Below are 24,937 nucleotides of genomic sequence, written 5' to 3' on the forward strand. Positions count from 1 at the left end.
ATTATTGACCATCCTCTTTATACCTTCTTTAAATAATTTAACATTAGAATTAATCAGTATTCAAACTTTTAGTTTGCTTAGCTTTAGATAGGTTAATATCTGGGCTTCATGGATGGGCATTATTCTTTCAACAGATTTTAATTCTACAATTATCATGTTTTCAATCAAGAGATCAATCCGGTAGCCAGCATCTATCTTTAACCCATCATAGTTAACCGGTAAAGAAATTTGTAATAATACTTTTATTTTTCTTTTTTGCAGTTCATATTTTAAACATGCCTCATAGGTTGATTCAAGTAATCCTGGACCCAATGACTTATGGACATGAAACGCTGAGTCGATAATTGAACCTGATAAATCATTTATGTGCATTATTTTCCTTTTTCTGCGTTCTCTGCGGTATAATTATCTTGATAACATCGGGCCAAGTTTACGGCCACCAAAAAGATGCATGTGTAAATGATAGACTTCCTGACCACCGTGGTCCCGGCAGTTAATCAGAACGCGGTAACCGTTTTCCGATATTCCCTGTTCTCGGGCAATCTTTGCAGCAACTGTAACCATGTGCCCTAAAACTTGTTCATCAGCTTCAGTCACATCATCCATGGTTGGGATTATTTTATTGGGAATAATTAAAATATGCGTCGGTGCCTGCGGATTAATATCACGGAAGGCAGTAACTGTATCATCCTGGTAAACCATATCGGATGGAATTTCTTTGCGGATAATTTTACTAAAGATTGTTTCTTCATGCATTTCATTTTCTCCATATAAATTTTGTGTGCTGTGCTTGTCGAAGCATTAATAAGCAATCACCATTTCTAAAACTTCAAAAACCTTAGAAGATATCTCTGGTTCTATAGTTACCTTAACTTTAAAATCTTTGTGATTGACCGTAACAGTTTTTCTCCCTTTCTTATATCCCGGAAGTAAATTTTTAAACTCTTCAATTGGATATAGACGACCGTATACATAAATTAATTTTGCAACCAAACTAGAAATTCGTTTTTGGTTTTTTTCATCTGAATTGCCTTCCAAAACTGGCTCTAATAATCGCATTGCTAACAAATAGCGATAATACCAAATTCGGATTTGCCGGGGCGTTGCAATTGGCATTTTTGCTACAACACCTTCCAAGATTAATTCTTCAAATATTTCTAATTCAAATTCATTTGAGGAATCTGATTTTTCTTGTTCAGATCGAACAATCTTAATATCTGCATAATTTTCCAGTGAATTATTTTGTTTTGCTATCCGCTCATTATTAGGATCACCCGTTTTTTCATTTGCACTGTTTTTCTCTTCGGAACCGGGAGAAGCTTGGCCGGCATCATTGACCTTGAAAATATCTTCTGGGTTTACAACTATGCGGCCCGATTCTTCATCATCGGAAGTTAGGCTTTTGAAAAAATTACCCATTTGATTGCTGGTAAGCTGCATCAACTTAATGCCCGTGATAAAAAGCTTATCCATATATTCACGGGTTAAGTTATTTATATAGTCTTTATATTTAATAGTGTTTTCGAACCATTTTTCATCAACAAGTTTTTCATATTTTTTAATGATTGCCCTTTTTAGAATTCGTTCATCCACGGCCGAAAGGACTATCATTCTTTTTACTAGGTTTTCATCTTCCAGCATAACACGCAATGCATCAACAATTTGAATAATTTTTTCTTCGTCACAGCGATCGATATCATCAACAAATAATAATAATCGTTTTTTTAGGGGATTAGGAAACCACGCTTCTAGCAATACAACTAATTCTTTTTGAATCTCTGCTTGTGTTCCTAGCAAACCGGTAAAGGATACTTTTTTTGTAAGCCTCTCGTAGAGATCCATGGCTTTCGTGCTAAAGTTTTTTTTAAGTTTATCATAAATAAGTATTAATAAGGATGGAATGGCAAAGCCGGATGTAAGAACAAAATATTTATCCGTTATTTCAGAAAGATTAATCTTACCTAAAATGGACTCAAGTGTACCAGTTAAAAACAATCCAAAATAGCCAACTACAGAAACCGCCAAAAAAGTAAAAAGTGGTTTTTTCCAAATACCCCGGAACATGTTTAGCTTGAACTTTCGCCAGGTCGATACAATTGGCCTAAATAGAAAAAAAATATGTTTACTTTTTATATAATGGTTTGCCAGTATTTCATAAAGGTAAGCCCAAGAAGCTGGTGTGTCTTGATATTTCCAAGCCTGAAACTCGACAGCTACAAAATGTGGTTTTTTTTCATTTGTAATGATTTTCTTAACCTGTTCCCAAAAATACGTCTTACCCCGCCCCCATTGGCCAAAGATCCCGACGAACTGGCCACGTTCAGAACGAAAATTAGTTAGCAATTGGGCCATTAAACCGGCATGGCGCTCAACATCTAATGCGGGTTTGGTTTTATGACTAACAATAGAAAAAATCGTTTTTTTTACAAATTCGGAAGTTGAACCGACAAGTTTTGAGACCTGCTCCTCGACAAATTTCCCTACTTTATCCCCAAGACCAGGTTTTTCAGGATCAGCCGTTTTTTCCAAAGGTAGGTTAATATAGGCTGCTCCACCAGATTGGTAGCGGTCAAATAATTTTGTGTAGTTGATGGATTCAAGGGCTTTGTAGAAGTTGTTTTCAACTTCATCCCAGTTTTCAGGATGAGTTGTTCTTGGCCATATTGGGCGTTGATAAAAACTTTCTACATTTTTTCTGCCTTTGGAAAAAGGCATTTTTATTAAAAATTCGTAGTCATCCCGATGAACTGAATTCAATTCAAAATCATTCAATGTAGCACTGGCTGCCAAAGATGCTGCTGATAAAACATAAGTGTTATCATTTATTGCTCCTAATGCAGCAAAAGAAGAAGATCTTGCATATGCAGCTTTTGGGTTAGGAATTGGTGCATAAGATGCTATAATAGGTTCATTGGTAATATCAACAGTACTATTTAATTTATTTACGCTAAAAAGAATGGCCTTATGTACTGCTTTTTCAATCTCTAGTAAATACATCCTGTTAAATGCACCCCAAAAACTGAAATTACCACGTTCGCCAATTATTGGCCAAACACGCAAAGCACAACGAGCAGCAAAAGCAACCATAGCCTCATGTGGTAACTGGCTAAGTTCTTCTTCTGTAACGGGTTGCATTTTTTGTGGTTCTACTGCCATGGGATTCTTCACTTCACTTCGTTTCGTTCTGAATGACAAAAAAGGTTTTGGCCTCTTTCGCTTTACGGTGAAAACTATTTGCAATATAGTCCGTGTTTTTCTTTCAGGCAATTTCATTTATGTGATGTTTGCCAATGGCTTTATTCTTGGAAGAATTGTAAGTTCAGCTGAACTTCTTAAAAAAGATGTCGTTACTCAAATTCAAAATCAACTAACATTGTAATAACCTGATGATAAAATCGATTATTTTTGCTGCTATACTTTTCGTATTCACACTTCAATCTTACGCGCAGGATTCCTCGTTATGGACACCCCCGGAGAAAGATTCCCTGCTGGTAATTCTCGATCATGCCTATAACCTGGAATTTGACTCCTTTGAGAAAAAAGTAGACGCCTATCAAAAAAAATATCCCGATCGTCCTGAAGCTTTGTTTGTCGACGTTGTGGCTTTATGGATCAAAGTAACAACTGATCTGCATAATCCAAAATACAATGAAACCTTTGATGAAGCACTTGATAATATTAGCGATAAACTGGATGATTTTGATGATGACCACCCGCTTTACGAAGTAGCTCAGTTTTATGTAAATGCCACTGCCGGGTTTAAAGCCATTATGCATGTTGCCAGAAAAAACTGGTTTTCTGCCGCTTTAGAAGGCCGTGTTGCAGTTCGTGGAATTGAAGATGCGCTGGAAGGAAAAATCCCAAACCCTGATGCAAAATTTGGCACAGGGCTTTATCTATATTATGCCGATTTAATCCCCAACCGATACCCAATCTTGAAACCGTTATTTATCTTTTATCCGGATGGTGATAAAAAACGTGGACTTACGGATTTACAGGAAACAATTGATACCGGTATTTTTGCCAGGGTTGTTGCAGCATATATGAATAGCGTAATTTTATTTACTCGGGAAAAGAAATACGCAAAAGCATTTAAGATTATGAAGGAGCTTTCAGATACTTATCCTCAAAACCCAATATTTTTGATGTGGCAAATAAGTATCGCCACACGTATGCGCAAACACAGTTTGGCGCTTGATTTGCTTGATATTTATACGGAACGTACACAATCTTCCAAGCCCTTTTATCCTGAACATAAAATGCGTATTGTAAACTTTCGCTATGGGGTTATTTATTACCAGGCCGCCAAATATGAAAAAGCGCTAACATATTTATCTGAAGCACAAAAGCCGCTTGAACAACCAATGGAAAGTTATCTTGAACGGTATAAGGTTTACTCAATTCTGCAATCGGGTTATTGTTTTAAAAATTTAGGCCGCTTGGAAAAGGCAAAAAGTATGTTTGAATTGATACTGACTATGAAAGAATATCGCCGCAGCCATGACGTAGCTCTCGACTATTTAAAGCGGTTGGAAAAACTCTCTAATAAAAAAACCGGATCATAAAATGATCCGGTTTCTAATAGTTTCTACTTTAACAATGTCATTTTTTTCCTGAGACGCTGCTGGTCTGAACTTACCTCATAAATATAAATTCCCGAAGCAAAGTTTGATGCATTAAACTCAACTATATGAAACCCGGTATTTAGGAATCCTTTTTTAATTGTGGTAACAACCCGACCGGAAATATCATAAATCTTGATAGATGTTTCTGAGGGCTTGTCTAAGTAAAAGCGGATTTTTGTCGCCGGGTTAAATGGATTTGGATAGTTCTGGTAAAGTGTAAATTTCTGAGGAATTGTTTTGACTTCAGTATCATCGATATTATTTGGATCGATTTTTACAAATCCAGGCTCATTTGTTTTCGTCCAAAATAAACTGGAATAAAGAGGTGTGCCATTATTGGTAGCTCCATTGTCAAAAGATTGGATATAATAATAGTAATCATTGCCTGGGCTAACATCTTTATCCTCATAATGATTTACAACCTGAGGATTGTCTGTATTTAAGCCACAACTATAAATTTGTTCAAAAGTTGTATCGGGTCTATTCAACGCTCGAAATATTGAATATCCTGCAAAATTTTCATCCTCCTCAGCATTCGAAGACCAGGTCAATTGTATATAATCATCAAAAGAATCTACTTTAAATGTATCGGGAGGAACCGGAGCATCTGGGATATTATAGCCACCTTCATAATTTAAAACCGCATTTGTAAATGTATTAAATAATGAGTCCCTTCCAGTGAAAACCCATGCATTTTTAAATTCATCCCGGTTAGATGTTGTAGTACCATCTGGTAAACTAAAAGGTGCATCCCCGTTTAACCATTCATCACCTACACTATAACATAATTCCCGGCTTAACCCAGCGACGCCTTCTGCAATTATTATTCTTATACTATCTTCCGGTGCCAGGTTATAAGGGCCAAATCCCTGAGTATGGGAATAACCGCCTGGTGTACCCCCAAACAGATCGGTATACCCATTTCCAACCGCATCAGCATGCCTAACAATTGCATGCCCTTTAGCCATTGCTGCATATTCGGCAACCATTTTTGTAGAGTCGAAATGGCTGTTATTGGCAGTGATACTTTCATCGGACCCGAGATAATGTGTTGTCGAAGGTTGGTTTGGGTCATTAGAATTATCCTCAGCGGACTTATCTGCATGCAGTACAACACTACCAACAAACTGTGCAGCACCCAAATGCCCATCACCTCCTGTATTAGGCCCGCCGATTAAATTCGCTGATTCTTGTGAATGTCTGCCAAGCCAGGAATATAACGCCCTGAATGGATCTTCTGATCCTGGGTCTTCACCTCTAACGTCAAGCATAGTGCTTTTTCCCCACGAAGTTGATTGAGGTGCAAAGTTATATCCATATGGACCAATTTCACGGGTTGGTGCATATCTGTATTGAAAAAAGAAAACCACATCCTTTAACGTTTGATTAACGGTGGATCCATCCTTATCAAATATTCCAGTATTTTTAAAAACATATTCGTATATATGGTAGTTGTCATGATTTTGCTGGCTGAAAGCATAAATCTTGCGAGTCATTGTAATGCCAATTCCGGTATTTACAACATTATATAGCATTCTATCTGAAACAAGATTTTTGTCAATTTCATCCACAAGGTCGGCATAAAGATTATTTGTAGCGGGAGTCCCGTCTACTTTAACAACTGGATGATGGTACTTTCCAACAAGCCTAAACTCAACAGGCATAAATTCGCTTTCTTCATTTAAGACCCGCGGTCCATTGTGCACAACTTTGTGAGAAAATAATTTTCCTTCTAGCAAAGGATCATTGTAATCAACTGTCCCAATCCACAGTGCCTTAGCGACTTGCATGTCTTGAAATTTATAAAGTGCCGGGAAACGTAAACCATCTTGTTGGTCTGAAATTATTCCACGCCTGCCAACTTCCCTCTCGGCTCCAGAACTGGAATACCAATTATGAAGGTCTCCAATAGCAATCCACTTATTCTCATCAGCAAAAAGTTGTACTTGCAGTATAAGCAAAAAAATAAATATTTTGTGCATTCGCTATTCTCCAAAAATTTGATATCGTCCTAAAGTTAAGCTGTGAATGTTTCAAAAAAAACCGGATTTTAAAAAATCCGGTTTAAATAGCCTCTTACTTTAACAAAGTCATTTTTTTCCTGAGACGCTGCTGGCCTGAACTTACCTCATAAATATAAATTCCAGAAGCAAAGTTTGATGCATTAAACTCAACTATATGAAACCCGGTATTTAGAAATCCTTCTTTAATTGTAGTTACAACCCGTCCGGATATATCATAAATCTTGATAGATGTTTCTGAGGGCTTGTCTAAATAAAAACGGATTTTCGTTGCCGGGTTAAACGGATTTGGATAGTTCTGGTAAAGTGTAAATTTCTTAGGAACTGTTTTGATTTCAGTTTCACCAATACTTGATGGATCTATTGATTTTTTTACAATCCTAAGATCATCAAAATAAATATGACCTGTTGAAGTTGCGGTTGAGTCATAAGTTAACTGGTGACTATCAATCCTGTAAGATGCTCCATTTAATACTTTGTCCGGGCTAATCCAACTACCAACCTGACTTGGATTATTTAAATCCCATTCCACCAAACGCCAACCAATCCAATCAATTGTTATCCACTGCGAGACTTCGTGATCAGACCAGTTGGACCCATGTTTTTCATCAAGTGCAAACCTGTATTTGTTATTACTACCATCTCCAAAAATATAAGTTTGAAGGACATAAGTTGTATCAAACGTTATTCCACGGGGTGTTCCTCCGGACAAGTACTCCCTTAGTAAATGTGACCCCGATGAAAGGTCCCAACCATATTTCAAACTCCCAGCTTTTTTTATATTTGTTGAGGGTACATAAATTTGAGAGGAGTAATTCCACTTTGTTTTGCTAACAATTATACCAACCGTTGATCCACTGCCTTCAGGATTCCACCAATCACCTGGCTGAGAAAAGTTTTCAATCATTTTTATTTCTGCGTAATACTCTGCGGCCGTCATAAAGTTATATGTAAAATCTTCTCCTAGCAGATTGCCAATTGTGTCTGTGATAGCGCTGCTTAAGAAAATGGTATATTCAGTCGAAGGATTTAATTCTTCCTTTGGTGTTATAGTAATAACAGATTTTTCATCTATCAAAGTCACTAAAACATCCGCTTCAATGCTTGCTGAATTTGTTGACAAATATACATTTTCTTCTGTGACTGTCTCAGCATCCAACTCTTCGTTAAAGATAATTGTTATAATATTCTGAACATCAAATTTGTCATTATCCTCATTATCGTTCGGATAGGTGTATTCTACATTTGGAGCTACGTCATCAAAGGCTTTTGTGAAGAAGTTAATAACGTAATTGTCTCCTTCAACTCCATCTGAATTGCCATCAATACTTTTTCCATTAATATCTTTAACACTATTGGTAATTGTGAGCTCATAAGCCGATGCAAAAGTTAAATTATCTTGCAGAATTATGGACAGGGTTTTATCATCATTGCTCCAATTATATCCAGTAATAGTTACTGCCGGATCAAATAGAACATTGCCATCAATTGTTTCCGTATCTATTGTTTTGGAAAAATTGATTGTGATTTCCTTTGTTACAGGAATAGTATCACCCTCATTCATCCCAGCTGATAAAACAACCGGTGGTAGTGATGGTATGGAATCTGATACAGCAATTTGAGATAAATCCGACTCATTCCAATAGCGGTTCATTGTTGTAGCATAATAATGATATGTTCCATCGAAATCCTGGATTCCGCTAATAACGTCATCATAAGTAAAGGCCTGATCATTAAAAAATAAGTCCAGAATTTCATCATTGTCCGGGTTATAATTATCATCTTCTGATCTGTATATTGCAAACCAATGATCTGACCCACCTGTGTTTGGTGTTACTTCTATTTGGTATTTTAATGAATCAAGCTTTGTAACTGCAAGAGATGGGGCTGTGGGTATTGCATCTGAAATTAGTTTTGTATCCCGGATTTTTGTCTTATTTGCAAAAAATGTGTCTCCTGCTTTTTCCCAATAATCTTTGTCGTCCCAGCTTCCGTAGCTAAAAAATTGCGTACCATCAACCCACGGGATAGTTCTTAACCTTTCAATAATAGACGGGTGGTTATTCCAATCGCTTCCAAAATTATACGATCCCGGCCCAACCGTGTATAACCTTCCTGCCGTAATTCCAGGTCCTATCCAGCTTTCCCAACAACTTGGGCAACTGCCTTTTAGCATATCGTAAAAGCCTTCTTTTGTAGTCCAGTGATAATGCATTCCGATCAATTGTTCGATGTACCCTTTGTTAAACCAAAGCGCTGCGTCCTGATAAACTACATTATAACCATTCCAACCACTCCAGTTATATTTGCCAAGAGCTGCGGGAGAAAGCCTTACATAAGGCTTCACACTTTGTACTGAATCATGTAGTGTTTTCACAAATTCAGTTACACTCCAACGCCAGTAATTTTCCCACGAAACAAAAGGTGTTCCCGGAACACTATCAGGCACACCAGCTGAAAACGGGTGTTCAACATCGTACAAGTATCTTCCACCGGCTGCATTGATCAGTGCTTTAGTTTGCTCTTCGGTAAGCGGCTTATCAAGTAGTTTTTCTTTTTCAGATTGCTTTCCAAATACACTTGATGACAATGTACTTGAATATTCATTCCAACGAATATAATCGAGATGCAATCCATCTATATCGTAATTATTAACTATTTCCATTGCTACATCTGTTGTATAATCACGTACAGCTTTTAGTCCCGGAGAAAGAGCACGCGAGGATGTCATCGCATTTCCATTTTGATCACGGCAAACCCATTCCGGATGTTCTGCCGCAGGTGTTCCCGGGTCGGTGTGAGAAGCTGAAAAAACATTGAACCAGGCATGTATTTCCAAACCACGGGCGTGTGCCTGTTCAATTGCATATTCAAAAATATCATAGGTTGCAGGGTCTACATTTGGATAATAAGATCCAACAGGTTCATAAGAAGAATTATAATATGCTGAGCCTCCTTGCCTTACTTGCCAAAGAACTGCATTCATATTTGCCTTTTTAACATTGTCTAAAACTTTATTTATTCTTGCTTTGCTCTCTTCAACATTATCAGACCCACTGCTATGTTCCCATGTTATTACCCAGGCAGATCTAAATTCTTCGTTGTTTCCTGCATATGCGTTTATCAAAAAAAGAAAAAGAACCATGTAAGCGGTTCTTATTATGGTGGCTTTGATCATGATATTTCCTGTATTTTCATTTAAGTTTTATCTAATTATTATAAACTTTCTTACAACTTGTTCACCTTTTTTATAAAGTATCACACCTGTTTCTGGATCGGGATAATCCCTGGTAACCTTAATATGAGCTAAATAAATTCCGCTAACAACAGTTTGCCTGGAAGAGGTAACTGAATTCCATGCTTCATCTCCACTGCCATTTGTATGGTGAATTGTTTTAATTAAGTCTCCACGTTCTGTGAAAATTTTTATTGTGCAAAAAGCTGGTATATTCAAAAACATTATACGATCCGCACCATCATCTGTACCAAACTGTAAATTTTGCGCCCGGATATTATATGGATTAGGAACAACCCTTGCGTCTGAAATACTGCGACCTGGTTCACGTTGCAAAATAGCTGCTTTATTGGTTTTTGTATAAAAACGTCCGCTTTCTAATTGTCCTTTTGGATTTGCTTCTCCACTTGTATTATTACTTCCATCATTGAAAGCCACAAGATAGTAATAATAAGAGAACCCACGTTGTGGCGTTTTATCATCAAATGAATAAACAATATCAGGATTGTCAGTACCTAAACCACATTCGAATATTTCTTCAAAAACGGTATCTGGTTTAGTTACTGCCCTGTAAATTCTATAGCCGCCAAAATCTGATTCTGATTCCGAAGAAGAGCTATTCCATTTCAAACTAATTCTGTCTCCACCGGATGTTATTTCAAAAAGAGATGGAGGAAGTGGGGGTTGCGGTATTTCATAATTCAGATCAAAGTTTCTTTTGGCCCTGCCGAAATTTTTCATTATTGAATCTTTACCCGTATAAAACCAACTATTTTTAAAAACATCTTTATCTGCGGTTGTTGAGCCATCGGGCAAATCAAAAGGGCCTGTATCGTTCGGATTATCGTAAGCTTCTTTCCAGCGATAACCAATTTTTTCACACATTGTCCTGCTCAAACCTGCAACAGATTCAACTTCAACAAGAGTGATGCTTTCATTAAGTTCCAGATCAAATGGACCATAGTTTATCCACACATTTGCCCCGCCGCCGTCATTTTTTCCAATGGTACTTGGATCCGAGTTGGTGTCCATATAACGTTCATCCATTCTTTCTACTCCACCCATACTTTCATGCGGGTTTCCACTTAGCATACTATAAAGCTTGTTCATTAAAGAACCAGTATTTAAATCGCCCAAGCTTGGATATGTATCCCCTGCATGCCAACCGATGGATGCAGGTTGTGTTGCATCATCTGTAGAATCCTGGCTGCTTTTATCTACATGAATTATTGCCGTTCCCGCATGTTGTGGTGCCGTAAGTCTTCCGCCGCCATTTGTGGCCGGGCCACCAATATTATCATGAGTAATTGATGAAGATTGACCTGCCCAGCTAAACCCTGCCCGAATCCAATCCACAATAGGATTGTCTTCAGTGATTACATCGTTTTGATGAAGGGCATAATTTTCTCCACGCGTAGTAATCCAGGAAAATGCACCCCAAGATTGTCCACGTCCAAGATTTGGTGATCCTTCACGGCCTGTGCTGTATCGAGCGCTGTGTCCTATTCGCAATCCTTTTATAGGCGCTGGTAACTCAATGTCATCATCGTAATCCGTGTTACCTGTATTGGTATAAGTATAAATCTTGATGAAATAATTGTCATGATATTGCTGACTAAAAGCTAATATTTTTCTACTGACTGTTAACCCGAGTGAAGTATTAACAATATTTGATACAATTCGGTCTGGTTTCTGGTCTGGATCAAACTCATCAACATCTTCTTTATATGGCGCATTGATATTATCACCATCAACATAAACATCAGGAATTGAGAATTTGGCTGTTTGTTTATGTTCTATTGGAAAAAGCGAAAGACCTACATAATCTTTATTAAAATATATTCCGTAATTTTCCCATACACGGCCATCAATATCGGTAAAGTCCTGGACAGCAATCCACGATCTTTCAATAACGGCATTATCTTGAAGAAGATAATCTGCAGGCCATTGCATTCCCTGATAATAACTGTTATTCCAGGCTCTTTCGGCACCATAAGCCGTAAAATGACTTTGCAAAGAACCAACCCTGATATGCTGTTCTTTTGATCCGGAAACCTGTGAGTGGATAGAGGTTGCTAACAATACGATGGTAATTATTATCAAATTTTTATACATGTCTATCTTTACATTTTAGGTGATTTGATTAAAAGTTTATTTTCAGTCCAAACCAAATATCTCTCGGATTTAAAAAAGTAAAAGATTTAATATTTGGGTTATCAATATAGGATTTATTTTTTTTGCGTTTCTTATTCCTGGCCGCAATTTCGGGATCATTATTTGGGTTTTGTTCAAGCGGATCATATGCAACATTCGAAGGCCTGTAATCACCAATCCGGTCATCTCCCTTTTCTTCCCCTGTTTCCCAGGAAAAATTCAAGGATCCTAAATACTTATAATAATCGTCCCGATCAGAAAAACCTGCACTGCTCATTAACTTGTTATTAAAAACATTTTTTATTTGCATGTAAACCTGAAGGTCAACTGTTTTTATTCTAATATTTTTACTAACACGTATGTCTGTGTTTTGGAAATCTGTCCATTGGGCGTCTCCATACAACGCAGCACTCTTCTTTTGGCTTTCAGTTAAATATGCCCCCGATTTCCATTTCCATAATAAACTTAGGTGCCAATTAGATATTACCTCATTTACAAATGGGTCAATACTATAATTTGCCGGTGAATGGAAAGCTATATTTGCCCTCGCATAAGGACGTGGGCGTGACTTAAACTGAATTGGTGACTCTAAAAGATAAGCCCTTTGTTCATTTGGGTTTTCATAATTTTCTTTTACACCAAAATAACCAGAAGTCCTGACATCATATGTATAGTTAACTAATCCACTAACCCAGCCACCTGCCTGTTTAGAAAGAGTAAGCTCAAAGCCACGAATATCTTCATAGTTATTGTTTTCTGCGATATTGTATTTAACATTTCCACTTAAACTTTGATAATAAACCCAATCAGCCTGGTTTGTTATATCTTTATAGTATCCTGCAACTTTTAATAGAAACAGGTCGGAAATATTATGCTCATAACCCAATTCATAAGAAACCGTTTTTTCTAAATCAAGACTTGGATTCCCAATGCTTTTTACTAGCCCACTAGACTCCCTCTGAATTCTGAAGCGTAGTGATGAAACTGGTTCTGATCTGAAATGACCGTAATTAAAATATAATTTTGAGTTCTCAGAAATTGGGTGTGATATCCCTAAACGTGGACTTATTGTAAACCTGGATTTTGCGTTTGTACTTGGCGCTTCATCTTCAATTAGTGAACCTTTTTCTTCGCTATAAAATTTATCATAATCTTCAAGAGTATATTTCTTTGTATTCGAATTTGAATAATCAAAACGTAGGCCTACGTTTGCTATAAATCCATGAAACTCCATTTTATCCTGGATATAAGCACCAACCCGGAACGGGTTAATTTGATAAACTTGGGAACGGTTCCAAAAATTGTTTGAAGGGCTTACAGAGGTTGAGTTAATATCAAAGTCATTATATGTGATTTGTAAACCCGCTTTAATTAAATTATTGTGGTTCGCATTTAGAGAATAAGCTGAGTTCAGGTTCCAGGTTGAGATTTCACTATCATCCCGGCCAATATTCATCCAGCCTCCCATTCCCATTCCGTCTATTCCCGCTTCTCCAAACCCCATATATCCAAATGGCGCTTCATCTACAAAATAACCTGGAACGGGTTCATACACTTCCGATGTATTTCTGTCTCTTGTTTGGAATGTATTGTATTTACTGTTTTTATATTGAATTGATACTTCATAGAATGAACTTGAATTAATTGTTTCATTTAGCTTTACACCAAACGAACTCCTGTATATTTTAGTTGGGCTGTAATATCCGGGCATATAAAGTATGCTGTTGCCATCACTGCTATTAAGAAGGTTTGCAATCTCTGATGTACTTCTTAAAATGTATCCTGTGGGAGTTGTGGTCCAATTATAAGGCGAGACTGATTCCGTTTCACCATAAAACCCGCTTATCGTCAGCTTCATTGTATTAGTAATATCGCTTGTTATTTTAAGATTTCCCTGTGTATCTCCATAACTATCCCTGGATAATGGAAACACGAACATTTCTCTCAAATTTATAAAAGAAAAATAAAAACGGGCATTACCCAAATAACTGCCAAATGGAATAGGTCCTCCAAAACCAAAATCAATATTATAGTCAGATTTATCTATAGTCCCGTCTCTTCTGTGCTGCCATTTAAAAAGTTGTTGTGCGCCTTCCGGAGTAAGGTCATTTGTGGGGTCATCATCTTCCAAGGTTTCATCGGCAACCGCTTGCCACCCCTTAAAATCAATATATTGGTTTTTTGTGTGTTCATCCCAAGCACCTTCAAGTGTTCCAACCCAAGCGACATCAGGATCATAAAATGGCCGGTTAAAATAGGAGTTTTTATTGTAAATTGATTTGCCGAAATTTTTTAAGCCCGGGGCACTGTATTGGGTATTTACAGTAATGGAGTAACTATTTTTATCACCCTCTTTTGTAATTACATTTACAAGGCCAGACCTTGCTTGACCATATTCTGCGTTAAATCCGCCTGTTTGGACTTGTACCTCTTCTACAGATGCCGGGTTTAAAGAAGAATATGGGTTATTTGAACGTTCATCATTTAAAGAAAATCCATCCATAATTACAGCGGTTTCGTTAACATTGCCACCCCTGATAATTATACCATTTGTTGATAACTCTACACCTGCCTGAATGGATATTGCCTGATTTAAAGTTGTAACTGGAAGTGATTCTAGCTCTTTTGCCTGAAGAACAGCCTGGCTATTAGAAATATCTCTAACAACAAGCTCTTTTTCTGCTGTTACAATTATTACTTCACTTGTTAATGATTCCTGCACCATTTCTATATTAACATTCGTTGTAAGATCAATACTAACTTTAACGTTTTCTATTTTCTTTTCTGAGTAGCCAATATATGAAGCAACCATCAGATATGTACCTGAAGGGACATTAATTATTGAATATATTCCATCCACATCTGTCGCAGCTCCAATGCTGGTTCCTTCGAGATAAACATTCACACCAATAAGCGGCTCATTTGTTTCAGAATCATAAACAGATCCAACAATTTTGCCTGTTGTACCAGCAAATATATATGCTGACAAAATACAAATCATAAATAGCGTAGTAATTATTTTCATAGAAAACTCATTTTATTAAAGCTGTTATATTTTTTGTTGACACGAACCTGATTGAAATATGTATATGCTTACAATATTGGGAAAACGATATTTTCGGTAATTTGATCGGTAGAAAATGGGCTGTCTGCATATGCCTTAAGCCAATGAGGTGAAAAATTAGTAGAATACTTACACAAAAATTAAATAATAACCGGCACACAAGGTGCCGGTTTATGTACATCTTTTAAAAATTACTTAATCAACAACATTCTGTTACTAACTTGTTGTCCATCTACATTCAGACGATAGATATATGTACCGGACGCTAAGTTGCTTCCGTCAAACTGATATTCATAGTTACTTGGAGAAAGTTTTCCATCAATTAGAGTAGAAACTAAACGACCAGAAATATCATAAACTTTCAAAGTAACATGTTTAGTAGCATTAATACTAAATGGAATTGAAGTTGAAGGGTTAAATGGATTTGGATAATTCTGCTTTAATTCAAAACTAACCGCAACTTTTAAACCACCAACATCTTCAAGAGCTGTAACCACTAATTCAGAAAGAGGAATTATCGCACTGCCCGGTCCTTTAGGATCTGCGTTTGTCCATTTATGAATATAGCCTCCATCAAAATCGGCAGTATAAGCAGTTTTCCCATCAGCTGAAAAAGTAATGCCACGTGGAGACCAATAAGAACCAGCTCCAACTTCGCCATCTGCCTTACCATTTCCAAGCTCGGTATCTGCGTTATGACCAATTGTGTCTACAACAGCCCAATCCTGTGTAGGATCAAGTGCATACCATCCAGAAAAATCAAACGCCGCAACATCCCAGTATGTACCAACCCACATAAGACCGTTATTGTCCCAATCCAGGCATTGTGCCCACATCGCACTTGCAACGGCACCAGTGTCGTCAAAAACGGTAGCAAATGTATCCATAAGGGCAAATGATTCAGATTCAGCCCCACCACCATCTGTACTTTGGTAATGACGAACTCCATAACCGGTTGAATAGATTTTTCCAAAATATACATCGTTGCCGTCTGGAGTAACAAGAACACTTCTTTGTAAGCCACTAACTGTATCATCTACAAAGCTGAAAAGTGCAAGGTCTTCATCTAAAATATAACAAGGTTTATTTCCACCAACGTGTCCGACATAAGTATATCCATCTTCAGTCTCAGTTGCCTCAGTCATAGAACCATTATCCGGTGCAAATTTATGCATACCTACCCGTGTTTGATAATTAACCCTGAAAAGCATATACTGACCATTATTACTTTTTATACTTAGGAAAACATTCCCGCTATAGTCAAGGCTTATACCACGGAATTGTACAATTGTATCTGTAACCGCGCTTACTGTAACTGTTCTAATAAATGCATCAAAAGTACCATCTTCATTATAAATTCTAACCGGGTTTGAAAACAATGTATCACCTGGTGCATTAACTAATGTATCTTGCCTACTAAAATTTGCAACCCATATTTTACCGTCAGGTGTTTGGACAACACCGTGCGGCGTATTTTCTTCTGAAAAGATTTTATCAAACTGCCATACTTGTGCCTGAGCAACCGTTGCTGCAAACAAACTTACAGCAAGTGCTAGTATCAATTTCTTCATAACAAAATATCTCCTTAACTTTATAATGATTGATTAGTTAAATAAAAAGTTGTTTTCTCCTCCTTTCTGAAGAAATAAAGTTAGTTTTTAACGTCCATAATATATTGCACCATTTATTGTTGTCTCCACGCGGACAAGTGTCCTTACTGTGGGATCATCCGAATGTTTATTGATATAAAGGAAATTTCCATTTCCCCAGGTTAAACTTGTAACAGGAGCATCTAATATTTGTGGATAAAAATAAGTACCGGCATTTAACATATATATAGCTTCATCTCTACTTTGACCAATATACATCTCACCACTTTCGTCAAAAGTAAGCGATAGTATTTCAGGGCCATTTTCCCCAACAAAACCAGACCAGTTAAACACGTGTTCATTTGGCCCTAAATTACCATCAACATCAAGGATTTGATTGCGCCAAATTTCTTCCAGAACTGCGGTACTATCATAATCAATATCTACTCCTGGCAAACGGTTATATTTCATTGCAGCATATACATAGCCATCATAAACGCGCAAAGCAGTGATTGTATACCCAGGATATTCAGCAACTGTCTCATCGGTACCATCAGAGTTTTTTAAAACCTCAAGTGTCTCTCCTTTTCCTCCAGCAAATAAATTTTTGTTTTCATCAAAATCAATTTGGGCAACATTATTATTATAGGAGATTAGCTTTTTAGTTTTTCCTCCTTCAGCAACAGTATACAAGCTTTTTGTACCCCTGGTCATGTATATTAGCGAATCCGGGCCAATTCGCATGCAAGGTGTAACGATAAAAATTGCATCCCCATATTCAACTGCTGGACTATCCGGATGGCTTATTTTTAATATTTTTTTCTCCAGGGTAAGCACATAAACATTTTCGTTAGCATCAACAGCTAGGCCCGAAACGTCTATATCTTGGTCAATGGCAAAATAAGTTGGTACAGCATTTTTAGCCCTAAATGGAGAGTAATAGTGTTGTCCATTATAATCTGCATATAAAATAGCACCGGCCGAGTTAACATGGACTTTTACAGAATCACCCCATACGTTGGACATTCGAACCTTTAAAAGCGTTGTACTTGCCTCCAACGTTTCACCTAATTTCCCATCAAAATGAACCCTGTTTCCGTTGACAGTGCTTGAAAAGTTCTGCCCTTCAATATACACAATTCCAACGCCGGCAAAAGAAACCGCATTTTGGTCACTTGTAGCAGGATCTGGGTATATTTTTGTGATTACCGGCCTAGGTTCCTCTGCTGAATAGTTTGGAGGCCAAACTTCATTATCCTGTTTTTCTTCACAGCTAAAAACAATAAATGAAAACAGAACAAATAAAACGTGTATCAAATTACGCATTTTGAGATTCTCCTTTTTCCTCTGGATCATCTTTACTTAGAATTAGTTAATATGAATATGATATTGAATAACGTTGAACTGAATCAAAAACACCAAATGGGGTAAAGGAATAATCAATTCCTAATCCCTCCCAATTTAAACCGGCACCAAATGAAACCCCTTGTTCATCTTGTGCAGAAATATAACCAAACCTCAAAGCGGCCATTTCAATGGGAGTGTATTCTAAACCGATATTTAAGTATTCATCAAATGAGCGCGGGTGGACCGCATCAACTGACATAAGGAGACTTTGTGATTCCGGTAAAAATTCAAAATAATCATTTACATTGGCAGAAACACCGATTTTAAATGTTAATGGAAGTTGAAGACTTTCTTTTTCAAATTTAATTTCTTCTGAAAAGTTGCGAACCGACATACCAATTGCAAGGCTCTTAAAGCCTGTTTTGAAAATTGTTCCAAAATCAAATGCCAGGACATCTGCCAGGTTTTTTTTAACACCTTCTCCCGGAATAACACTTTCACCAAGATGTTGACTTACCCATTTAACCTGACCACCAACAGAAAATTTTTCAGTTAGACTACGAGCATACCCAAAACCAATGGCAATAGCATTTGCATCGATTAAACCCGTTTCAATAAAACCATCATTATTTCCCCAAACCTGTGTTCCATGAATATCGTTTCCATAATCTATTGTTGTAACACTTATTCCAAAAACACCATATTGGCCACGTTCCGGGCTAAACGATAACGTTAGTGCATTATAGTTTATGTTGGCAATCCATTCCATTGTTGAAAAAGAAACATCAACCAAACCAGACATATCTGCCATCCCTGCCGGATTATAAAACAATGATGACGATTTACCAGTTACGGTTGTATATGCATTACCCATGGCTGTGGCCCGTGCATCAGTATTTACACTAAGAAATTGGAAACCGGTCTGTCCAAGCTTTGTCTGTCCAATAAGATTTGACAAAGACAATAATACCGCTAAAAAGGAGATTATTATTTTGCTCTGATTCTTCATATTTATTTGCCTCCAAAAAGTGCTAAATGGCACCTGAAGAAAATTATTGATTGATAATTAGTTTAAATGCATTCTTATCTGTCTGATCGTTTTTAAGAAACTGAAAAATAGCATTGTCCGGCACACTGTTAAACACATATCTGGACCGAATATAGTATTCTTTCGAGGTTGTCCCGTATAGGCTTTCAAAAATAGCCGGCAACTCCATCGAGGTGTCATCTGGGTCTGAAGGGTTACCATTACTATCCAGGATTTTGATATCAATATAGTCTTCTATAAAAATAATTATCCGGGAAGCCTCCCCTGAAAAGGTAGCGTAACTTGTATCATTTGTTGAAGGAATTTTGAGAAAATATGCTGTGTCCAGAACAGAAAGAACCGTACCCGAAGTATTAAGCGTATCTCTCAAATCTACCAAAATTGTATCCAGTGCAGTATTTTCCCATTTATTATTGAAGGCTTTTAAAGCTTTTGTAGAAAATGATATGCTAACAGAATCAGCAATGGCAGCAATAGCCTTCTTATCCACATTGGAAGTAGAAAAGCTTTCGGTTTGAAACTCTTCACAACTGAATAACGAAAGCATCAGAATTGTTATAATAAAAATTCGCATAATTCAAACCTCTTTCATCTATCTGATAATAATAAATTTTACGTAGGTTGAGGACCCTTTTTTAAACTTAAGTTTGCTTGTCTCCGGGTCAATATCATCTTCTAAAACTTCTATATAAGCTATATAAACACCACTCACTACCGTTTGCCTGGATGATGTAATAGAATTCCATTCTTCATCACCACTTCCGTCAAGATGTTCAATTTTTTTTACAAGATCCCCACGTTCTGTATAAATTTTTATTCTACATTTTGGTGGTAGGTTTACAAATAGAATTTTGTCTTTTCCGTCATTTATCCCGAATTGAATTTCTCGTGCACGGATATTAAAAGGATTAGGAACAGCCCGGATGTCTGAGAGCCGCTCTCCTGGTGGACGTTTTAAAAACGCCGGTTCATTTGTTAAAGTAAAAAACTTACTACTTATTAGTGGTTGCCCATTATTTGTAGAACCATCATCAAAAGAAACAATATAATAATAGTAATCAAAACCTCTTTGAGGAGAACGGTCATCATATTCGTTTACAATTTCAGGATGGCTTGTTCCCGTTCCGCATGAGAAAAGTAGTTCGTAGGTTGTATCTGGTTTTTCAATTGCCCTATATATTTTGTATCCCGAAAACCCCGGTGAACTTTCAGCGTTTGCTGACCAACTTAGGGAAATTCTGTCCCCGCCTGAGTTTACCTCAAACTTTTCTGGTGGTGGTGGTGGAGATGGAACATTTAGTCCATTCTCAAATGTTGTTATGGCATTATTAAAAGTTTTAAAAAGCGAATCACGCCCGGTAAAAACCCATGCATTTTTAAACTCATCTGCATTCGCAGCTGTGCTTCCATCAGGCTTTATCAAAGGTCCGCCATTCAACCATTCATCTCCAATACTGTAGCATTTATCGCGGCTTAACCCGCTTACGCCCTCAGCGATAACAATGTGAATACTATCGCCCGGTGCTAATGTATAAGGACCAAAACCTTGTGAATGTGAATAACCTCCACCTGTTCCACCAAAGGCATCTGCGAAACCATCTCCAACAGCATCAGCATGCCTAACAATTGCATGCCCTTTAGTCATTGCTGCATATTCGGCAGTCATTTGTGCCGAATTGAATTGATCATTTCCAGATTGAATACCCAAATCTGATCCTATATAGTGTGTCGTTGTAGGCTGGAAAGGGTCATTTGCCTGGTTTTGTGGCGAAGTATCGGCATGAAGAACAACATTTCCTACAAACTGTGCTGCACCTAATAGCCCATCTCCATCTGCGTTGGGGCCACCAATTATATTAACAGATTGGTTGGAATGTAACCCCAACCAGGAATATAATGCCCTAAAAGGGTCGCCGGAATTTGGATCTTCACCCCGGACATCATTCATTGTACTATGACCCCATGAAGTAGACTGAGGTGCATAATCAAAACCATAGGGCCCAATTTCGCGGGTTGGTGCATAACGATATTGAAAAAAGAACATCACACCCTTAAGGGTTTGGTTCACAACCGTTCCATCAAGGTCTATAATACCGGTGTTTTTAAATACATAATCATATATGAAATAGTTGTCATGATCTTGCTGGCTAAATGCATGGATTTTGCGGGTCATTGTCACACCCAAACCCGTATTTACAACATTTAGCAGCATCCGGTCTGCTAATATGGACGCATCAATTTCATCAACAAGGTCATCAAGTACTGTGTTTGATGCCGGAATTCCATCCACTGTAACTTCAGGATGATTAAATTTACCAATTAGTTTAAACTCAACTGGCATAAACTCGCTTTGTTCGTTTAATACACGAGGCCCATTGTGAACAACCTTATGTGAAAAGGTTTTCCCGTTTGCTAAGGGGTCACTATAATCTATTGCCCCAATCCATAAGGCTTTCGCAGCCTGAACATCCTGAAAACTATACAAAGCCGGCCAACGTAACCCATCTTGTTGATCCGGGATTAAACCCCGTCTTCCAACCTCTCTTTCCATTCCTGAACTAGAATACCAGTTTTTTAGATCACCAATGGCAATCCACTTGCTTTCATCAGCAAAACTGAGAGAGTAAAAAACTAAAAATCCAAAAATTAAATATTTCATCGAATTTCCTTGATTTTAAAACTTATACGAAAGATTTATACCAAAAAAGATTTGTCTTGGATTTAAAAAAGTGAAATATGTGTGGTTGGGCATATCAATATATGCTTTATCTTTTTTTATTTTATTAATTCGAGAGGAGCTTGCATGCTGCCACTCACTATTGTCAGAGTTATATTCAAAATATTTACTCGTACTTGCATCATAATAAATTGCCGCCGGATCCCAAGCAGACATATTATCCGTATTTGCAATCCACTCCATCGGAACAAAGTCTACACCATTTTTACGGACATCACCCGGTTGGTCATTTCCAGGTATCAGGTTCTCAGTTGTTTTTGCAATTGTACTTTTTGGTAAATGTAGTGAGGACAAATAATCATCATAATCAAAAGAATCAAAGAAAGAAACTTGTGAAAAGTTTTTAGTATTGCCAAGGTTCAAAATATCTGCAAAAAACTTAACATCTACTGATCCAAAATGGAATGTCTTAGAAATCTTTAGATCAACATTAAAATAATCATTCCACTGCATATTTGGGGTATTACCCTGTACATTGGACCGCCACTGGAAATGTCTTCCAGATGTCCAGCGTGTTAAAAAATTAAAATGCCAATTGTCCAAAGGATATTGACCCAAGAACATAGGCCCAAACCCAAGCGGTGTGTGCAGGTCTATTGTACTCTTAAAGCGGGGTCTTGGAGTCGCTTTTGTTTGTTGCGGAGGATTTTGTCTTATATATTCCCGTTGCTCAGATGAGCTCAAATAAATTTCTCCAAGATCGAAGTTCCCTGAGGTATTTACACGATATTCATAATTTACCATACCGGTAACCCATCGACCATATCTTTTTGTAATATCTGCTTCAAAACCGCGAATATCCTCATAGCTGTTGTTTGTCAGCTGTCTATAATTAACACTACTAGCCGAACCCGCACCTACATATCTGGTCCAATCCTGTTGCTCGGTAATATCTTTATAATAAGCAGCCAAATGAAAAAGATACTCATTCGACAATGCATGGTCGTACCCAAGCTCATATGAGACTGTTTTTGCGAGAGAAATAGTGGGATCCCCGATTCTGTTAAGTTTATCTCCAACACCCCTTTCAACACGGTATAAACCTTCAGAAGTTGCGATTTGACGATAATGTCCATAGTTGAAATAAAGCTTTGCTGTTTCAGAAATTGGATGTGATATTGCTAAACGGGGACTTATTGTAAAACGGGCTTTCGCAGATTTTGTCCTGTATAATTCATCATTTTCAGGGTCAAAATTAGAAGTAAAAAAATCAACATTAAATGGATCAACATCATACCATTCATCATTTGGGTCTGTGTATTCTGCAATAAAACCTACAGTAGAAATAAAACCCTCATATTCAAGCTTATCCTGGAAATACGCAGTAAGCCTAATTGGGTTTTGTTTAAATTTTGAGCGAAAATTTCCTTCAGGTAATTGCTTGTTTACGCTTCCAAAGTTCATTTTATAATCGCTATAAACAAATTCAAAACCAGCCTTCAATTCATTTCTGCTATCAATTTGGTTAACATAGTCAATCATTGCGCTATATGTATAGATTTCGCTTGAATCTCTTGAGTTGCCAATTGACCCGCCCATTGACATTCCATCAATACTAGTAGATGGAATGTCTGAATGCCCAAAAGGTGCCTCGTCAAGAAAATAACCTGGAAATATCTCATATAGTTTTTCTGTATCGCGTATTGCAACAGGGCCTGTCCTATAAATTGTACCAACGCGCTTTATCTGGGCATTATAAAATGAGGTTGAGCTCAAAATATGAGTAAATTTTGCCGAAATTGAATGATTATATCTGGACGTTTGCGATAAGTAACCAGGAACCCAGATTCTCCAATCTTGAGTGTGCCCTGTCTGGTTTAGAAGACTCGCCACTCCGCTTGCTGATGTCATGATACTTGTCCCACCAGAGCGTGAACCTGATGTGGCATAAGTTTCACCAACAAGACCCAGTACCGATAGTTTCATGTTATTAGAAATATCTGAAGTCATCTTAAGCATATAGCTATGGTCTATACGGCCATCTGTTGCCAAAGACATTGCATATTGGTTTTTCTCTTTACGATAAGAACCATAAAAGCGAAGATTACCCAACTGCTTACTAATAAAGGGAGCTGGTCCGCCAAATCCGAAATCTATATTATAATCGCCTTCATCAATCTGACCTTGCTTTCTATGTTGCCACTTAAAAATTCTTTGTGCAGCCTCCGGTGTTAAATCATTTGTCGGATCATCATCCTGAAGGGTTTCTTCCGAAACGGCATTCCAACCTTTAAAATCAATATATTGCCTCTGTTCATAAGTTGACCAAGCACCGTTGTCTGTGCCTGTCCAAGCAACCTCGGGATCTAAAAAAGGCCTATTATAATATGAATCTGCATCATAAGGAGAACCGCCAAAGTTTTTCTGTTGCACTGGGCTCGCTTTTACAGAAAGGGTCGCACTATATTTCTGAGGGTCGCCTTCTTTTGTAACAACATTTACTACTCCTGATCGAACATTATGATATTGAGCATCTGCTCCACCTGCCTGAACAGATATTTCGCTAACAGCACTCATTGGGATATTGGTTATCGGTGTATTGTTTCTTTCATCTCTTAGTAAAACGCCATCAACCATAAAAGCAATTTGGTCAGAACTACTGCCTCTAATTCCAAGATCCGATGTGACCCCTGCTTGTAAACCAACAACCTCTTCAACACTTGTAACTGGTAATGCTTGTATATTCTCAGAGGAGATAATAGCAACGCTTCCAGCAACATCTTTTTGCACCACCGGACGCTCTGCTATTACTACTACCTCATCCGTTTCCAAAACATCGCTATTAAGAGTAATATCTATGCGGGTTGTTAAATCAACACTAACAGCAACATTTTGAATTATATAATCTTTATAGCCTATATATGATGAGATGAGCTGATATTTTCCCGGAGGAACATTTAAAATCACATAGTAGCCGTCAATATCAGTTGCTGCTCCTAATGAAGTGTTTTCCAAATAAACATTTACGCCCGATAAAGTTTCACCTGTTTTAGCGTCTTTAACAATACCTGTGATTTTTCCTGTAGTACCGGCATAAAGTTGGATGGATATAGATAAAACGAGAACTACAAAAAAGAATGATTTTTTCATTAAAATACTCCAACTTATAAAAAACGT

Annotated in this window: 14 protein-coding genes; 1 reads left to right on the plus strand and 13 read right to left on the minus strand. The window is 37.4% G+C overall.

What is annotated here, in order from left to right; genetic code table 11:
* Window positions 1–60: 60 nt before the first annotated feature.
* The 3 genes from HND50_08375 to HND50_08385 are packed head-to-tail and all read right to left on the minus strand — an operon-like array spanning window position 61 to window position 3,156.
* A complete protein-coding gene (locus tag HND50_08375; protein ID NOG45231.1) occupies window positions 61–372 on the minus strand; it encodes a GxxExxY protein in 312 nt (103 codons plus the stop codon).
* A gap of 33 nt (window positions 373–405) precedes the next feature.
* A complete protein-coding gene (locus tag HND50_08380) occupies window positions 406–756 on the minus strand; it encodes an HIT domain-containing protein (protein ID NOG45232.1) in 351 nt (116 codons plus the stop codon).
* Between the two features lie 45 nt (window positions 757–801).
* Window positions 802–3,156 carry a hypothetical protein gene (locus tag HND50_08385; protein ID NOG45233.1) on the minus strand — a complete coding sequence of 785 codons (2,355 nt, stop codon included), beginning with the start codon at window positions 3,154–3,156 and terminating at the stop codon, window positions 802–804.
* A gap of 230 nt (window positions 3,157–3,386) precedes the next feature.
* Between HND50_08385 and HND50_08390 the strand changes: the two genes are divergently transcribed.
* Complete coding sequence (locus tag HND50_08390; protein NOG45234.1) at window positions 3,387–4,565, plus strand: hypothetical protein; 1,179 nt, start codon at window positions 3,387–3,389, stop codon at window positions 4,563–4,565.
* A gap of 23 nt (window positions 4,566–4,588) precedes the next feature.
* Here the strand turns inward: HND50_08390 and HND50_08395 are convergent, their stop codons facing one another.
* The 10 genes from HND50_08395 to HND50_08440 form a co-directional block, all read right to left on the minus strand.
* Window positions 4,589–6,607: a T9SS type A sorting domain-containing protein gene (locus HND50_08395; protein NOG45235.1), complete on the minus strand. Its 2,019-nt coding sequence runs from the start codon at window positions 6,605–6,607 to the stop codon at window positions 4,589–4,591.
* 94 nt (window positions 6,608–6,701) lie between these two features.
* Window positions 6,702–9,824: a family 10 glycosylhydrolase gene (locus HND50_08400; protein ID NOG45236.1), complete on the minus strand. Its 3,123-nt coding sequence runs from the start codon at window positions 9,822–9,824 to the stop codon at window positions 6,702–6,704.
* 27 nt (window positions 9,825–9,851) lie between these two features.
* Entirely contained in the window at window positions 9,852–11,996 is a 2,145-nt protein-coding gene (locus HND50_08405; protein NOG45237.1) for a fibronectin, read from the minus strand.
* A gap of 28 nt (window positions 11,997–12,024) precedes the next feature.
* Complete coding sequence (locus HND50_08410; protein NOG45238.1) at window positions 12,025–15,060, minus strand: TonB-dependent receptor; 3,036 nt, start codon at window positions 15,058–15,060, stop codon at window positions 12,025–12,027.
* A gap of 230 nt (window positions 15,061–15,290) precedes the next feature.
* On the minus strand, window positions 15,291–16,670 hold the full coding sequence (locus HND50_08415; GenBank protein ID NOG45239.1) for a T9SS type A sorting domain-containing protein: 1,380 nt from the start codon (window positions 16,668–16,670) through the stop codon (window positions 15,291–15,293).
* An 87-nt stretch (window positions 16,671–16,757) separates the two neighbouring features.
* Window positions 16,758–18,014, minus strand: a complete 1,257-nt coding sequence (locus tag HND50_08420) for an IPT/TIG domain-containing protein (protein NOG45240.1) — start codon at window positions 18,012–18,014, stop codon at window positions 16,758–16,760.
* Between the two features lie 46 nt (window positions 18,015–18,060).
* Window positions 18,061–19,044 carry a PorV/PorQ family protein gene (locus HND50_08425; protein NOG45241.1) on the minus strand — a complete coding sequence of 328 codons (984 nt, stop codon included), beginning with the start codon at window positions 19,042–19,044 and terminating at the stop codon, window positions 18,061–18,063.
* 43 nt (window positions 19,045–19,087) lie between these two features.
* Entirely contained in the window at window positions 19,088–19,657 is a 570-nt protein-coding gene (locus tag HND50_08430) for a hypothetical protein (protein ID NOG45242.1), read from the minus strand.
* A gap of 18 nt (window positions 19,658–19,675) precedes the next feature.
* Entirely contained in the window at window positions 19,676–21,742 is a 2,067-nt protein-coding gene (locus HND50_08435) for a fibronectin (GenBank protein NOG45243.1), read from the minus strand.
* A 15-nt stretch (window positions 21,743–21,757) separates the two neighbouring features.
* Window positions 21,758–24,910, minus strand: coding sequence for a TonB-dependent receptor plug domain-containing protein (locus HND50_08440; GenBank protein NOG45244.1), 3,153 nt, complete (start codon window positions 24,908–24,910; stop codon window positions 21,758–21,760).
* Between the last annotated feature and the right edge of the window lie 27 nt (window positions 24,911–24,937).

It is taken from the genome of Calditrichota bacterium (assembly GCA_013112635.1).
Lineage (GTDB): Bacteria > Calditrichota > Calditrichia > Calditrichales > J004 > JABFGF01.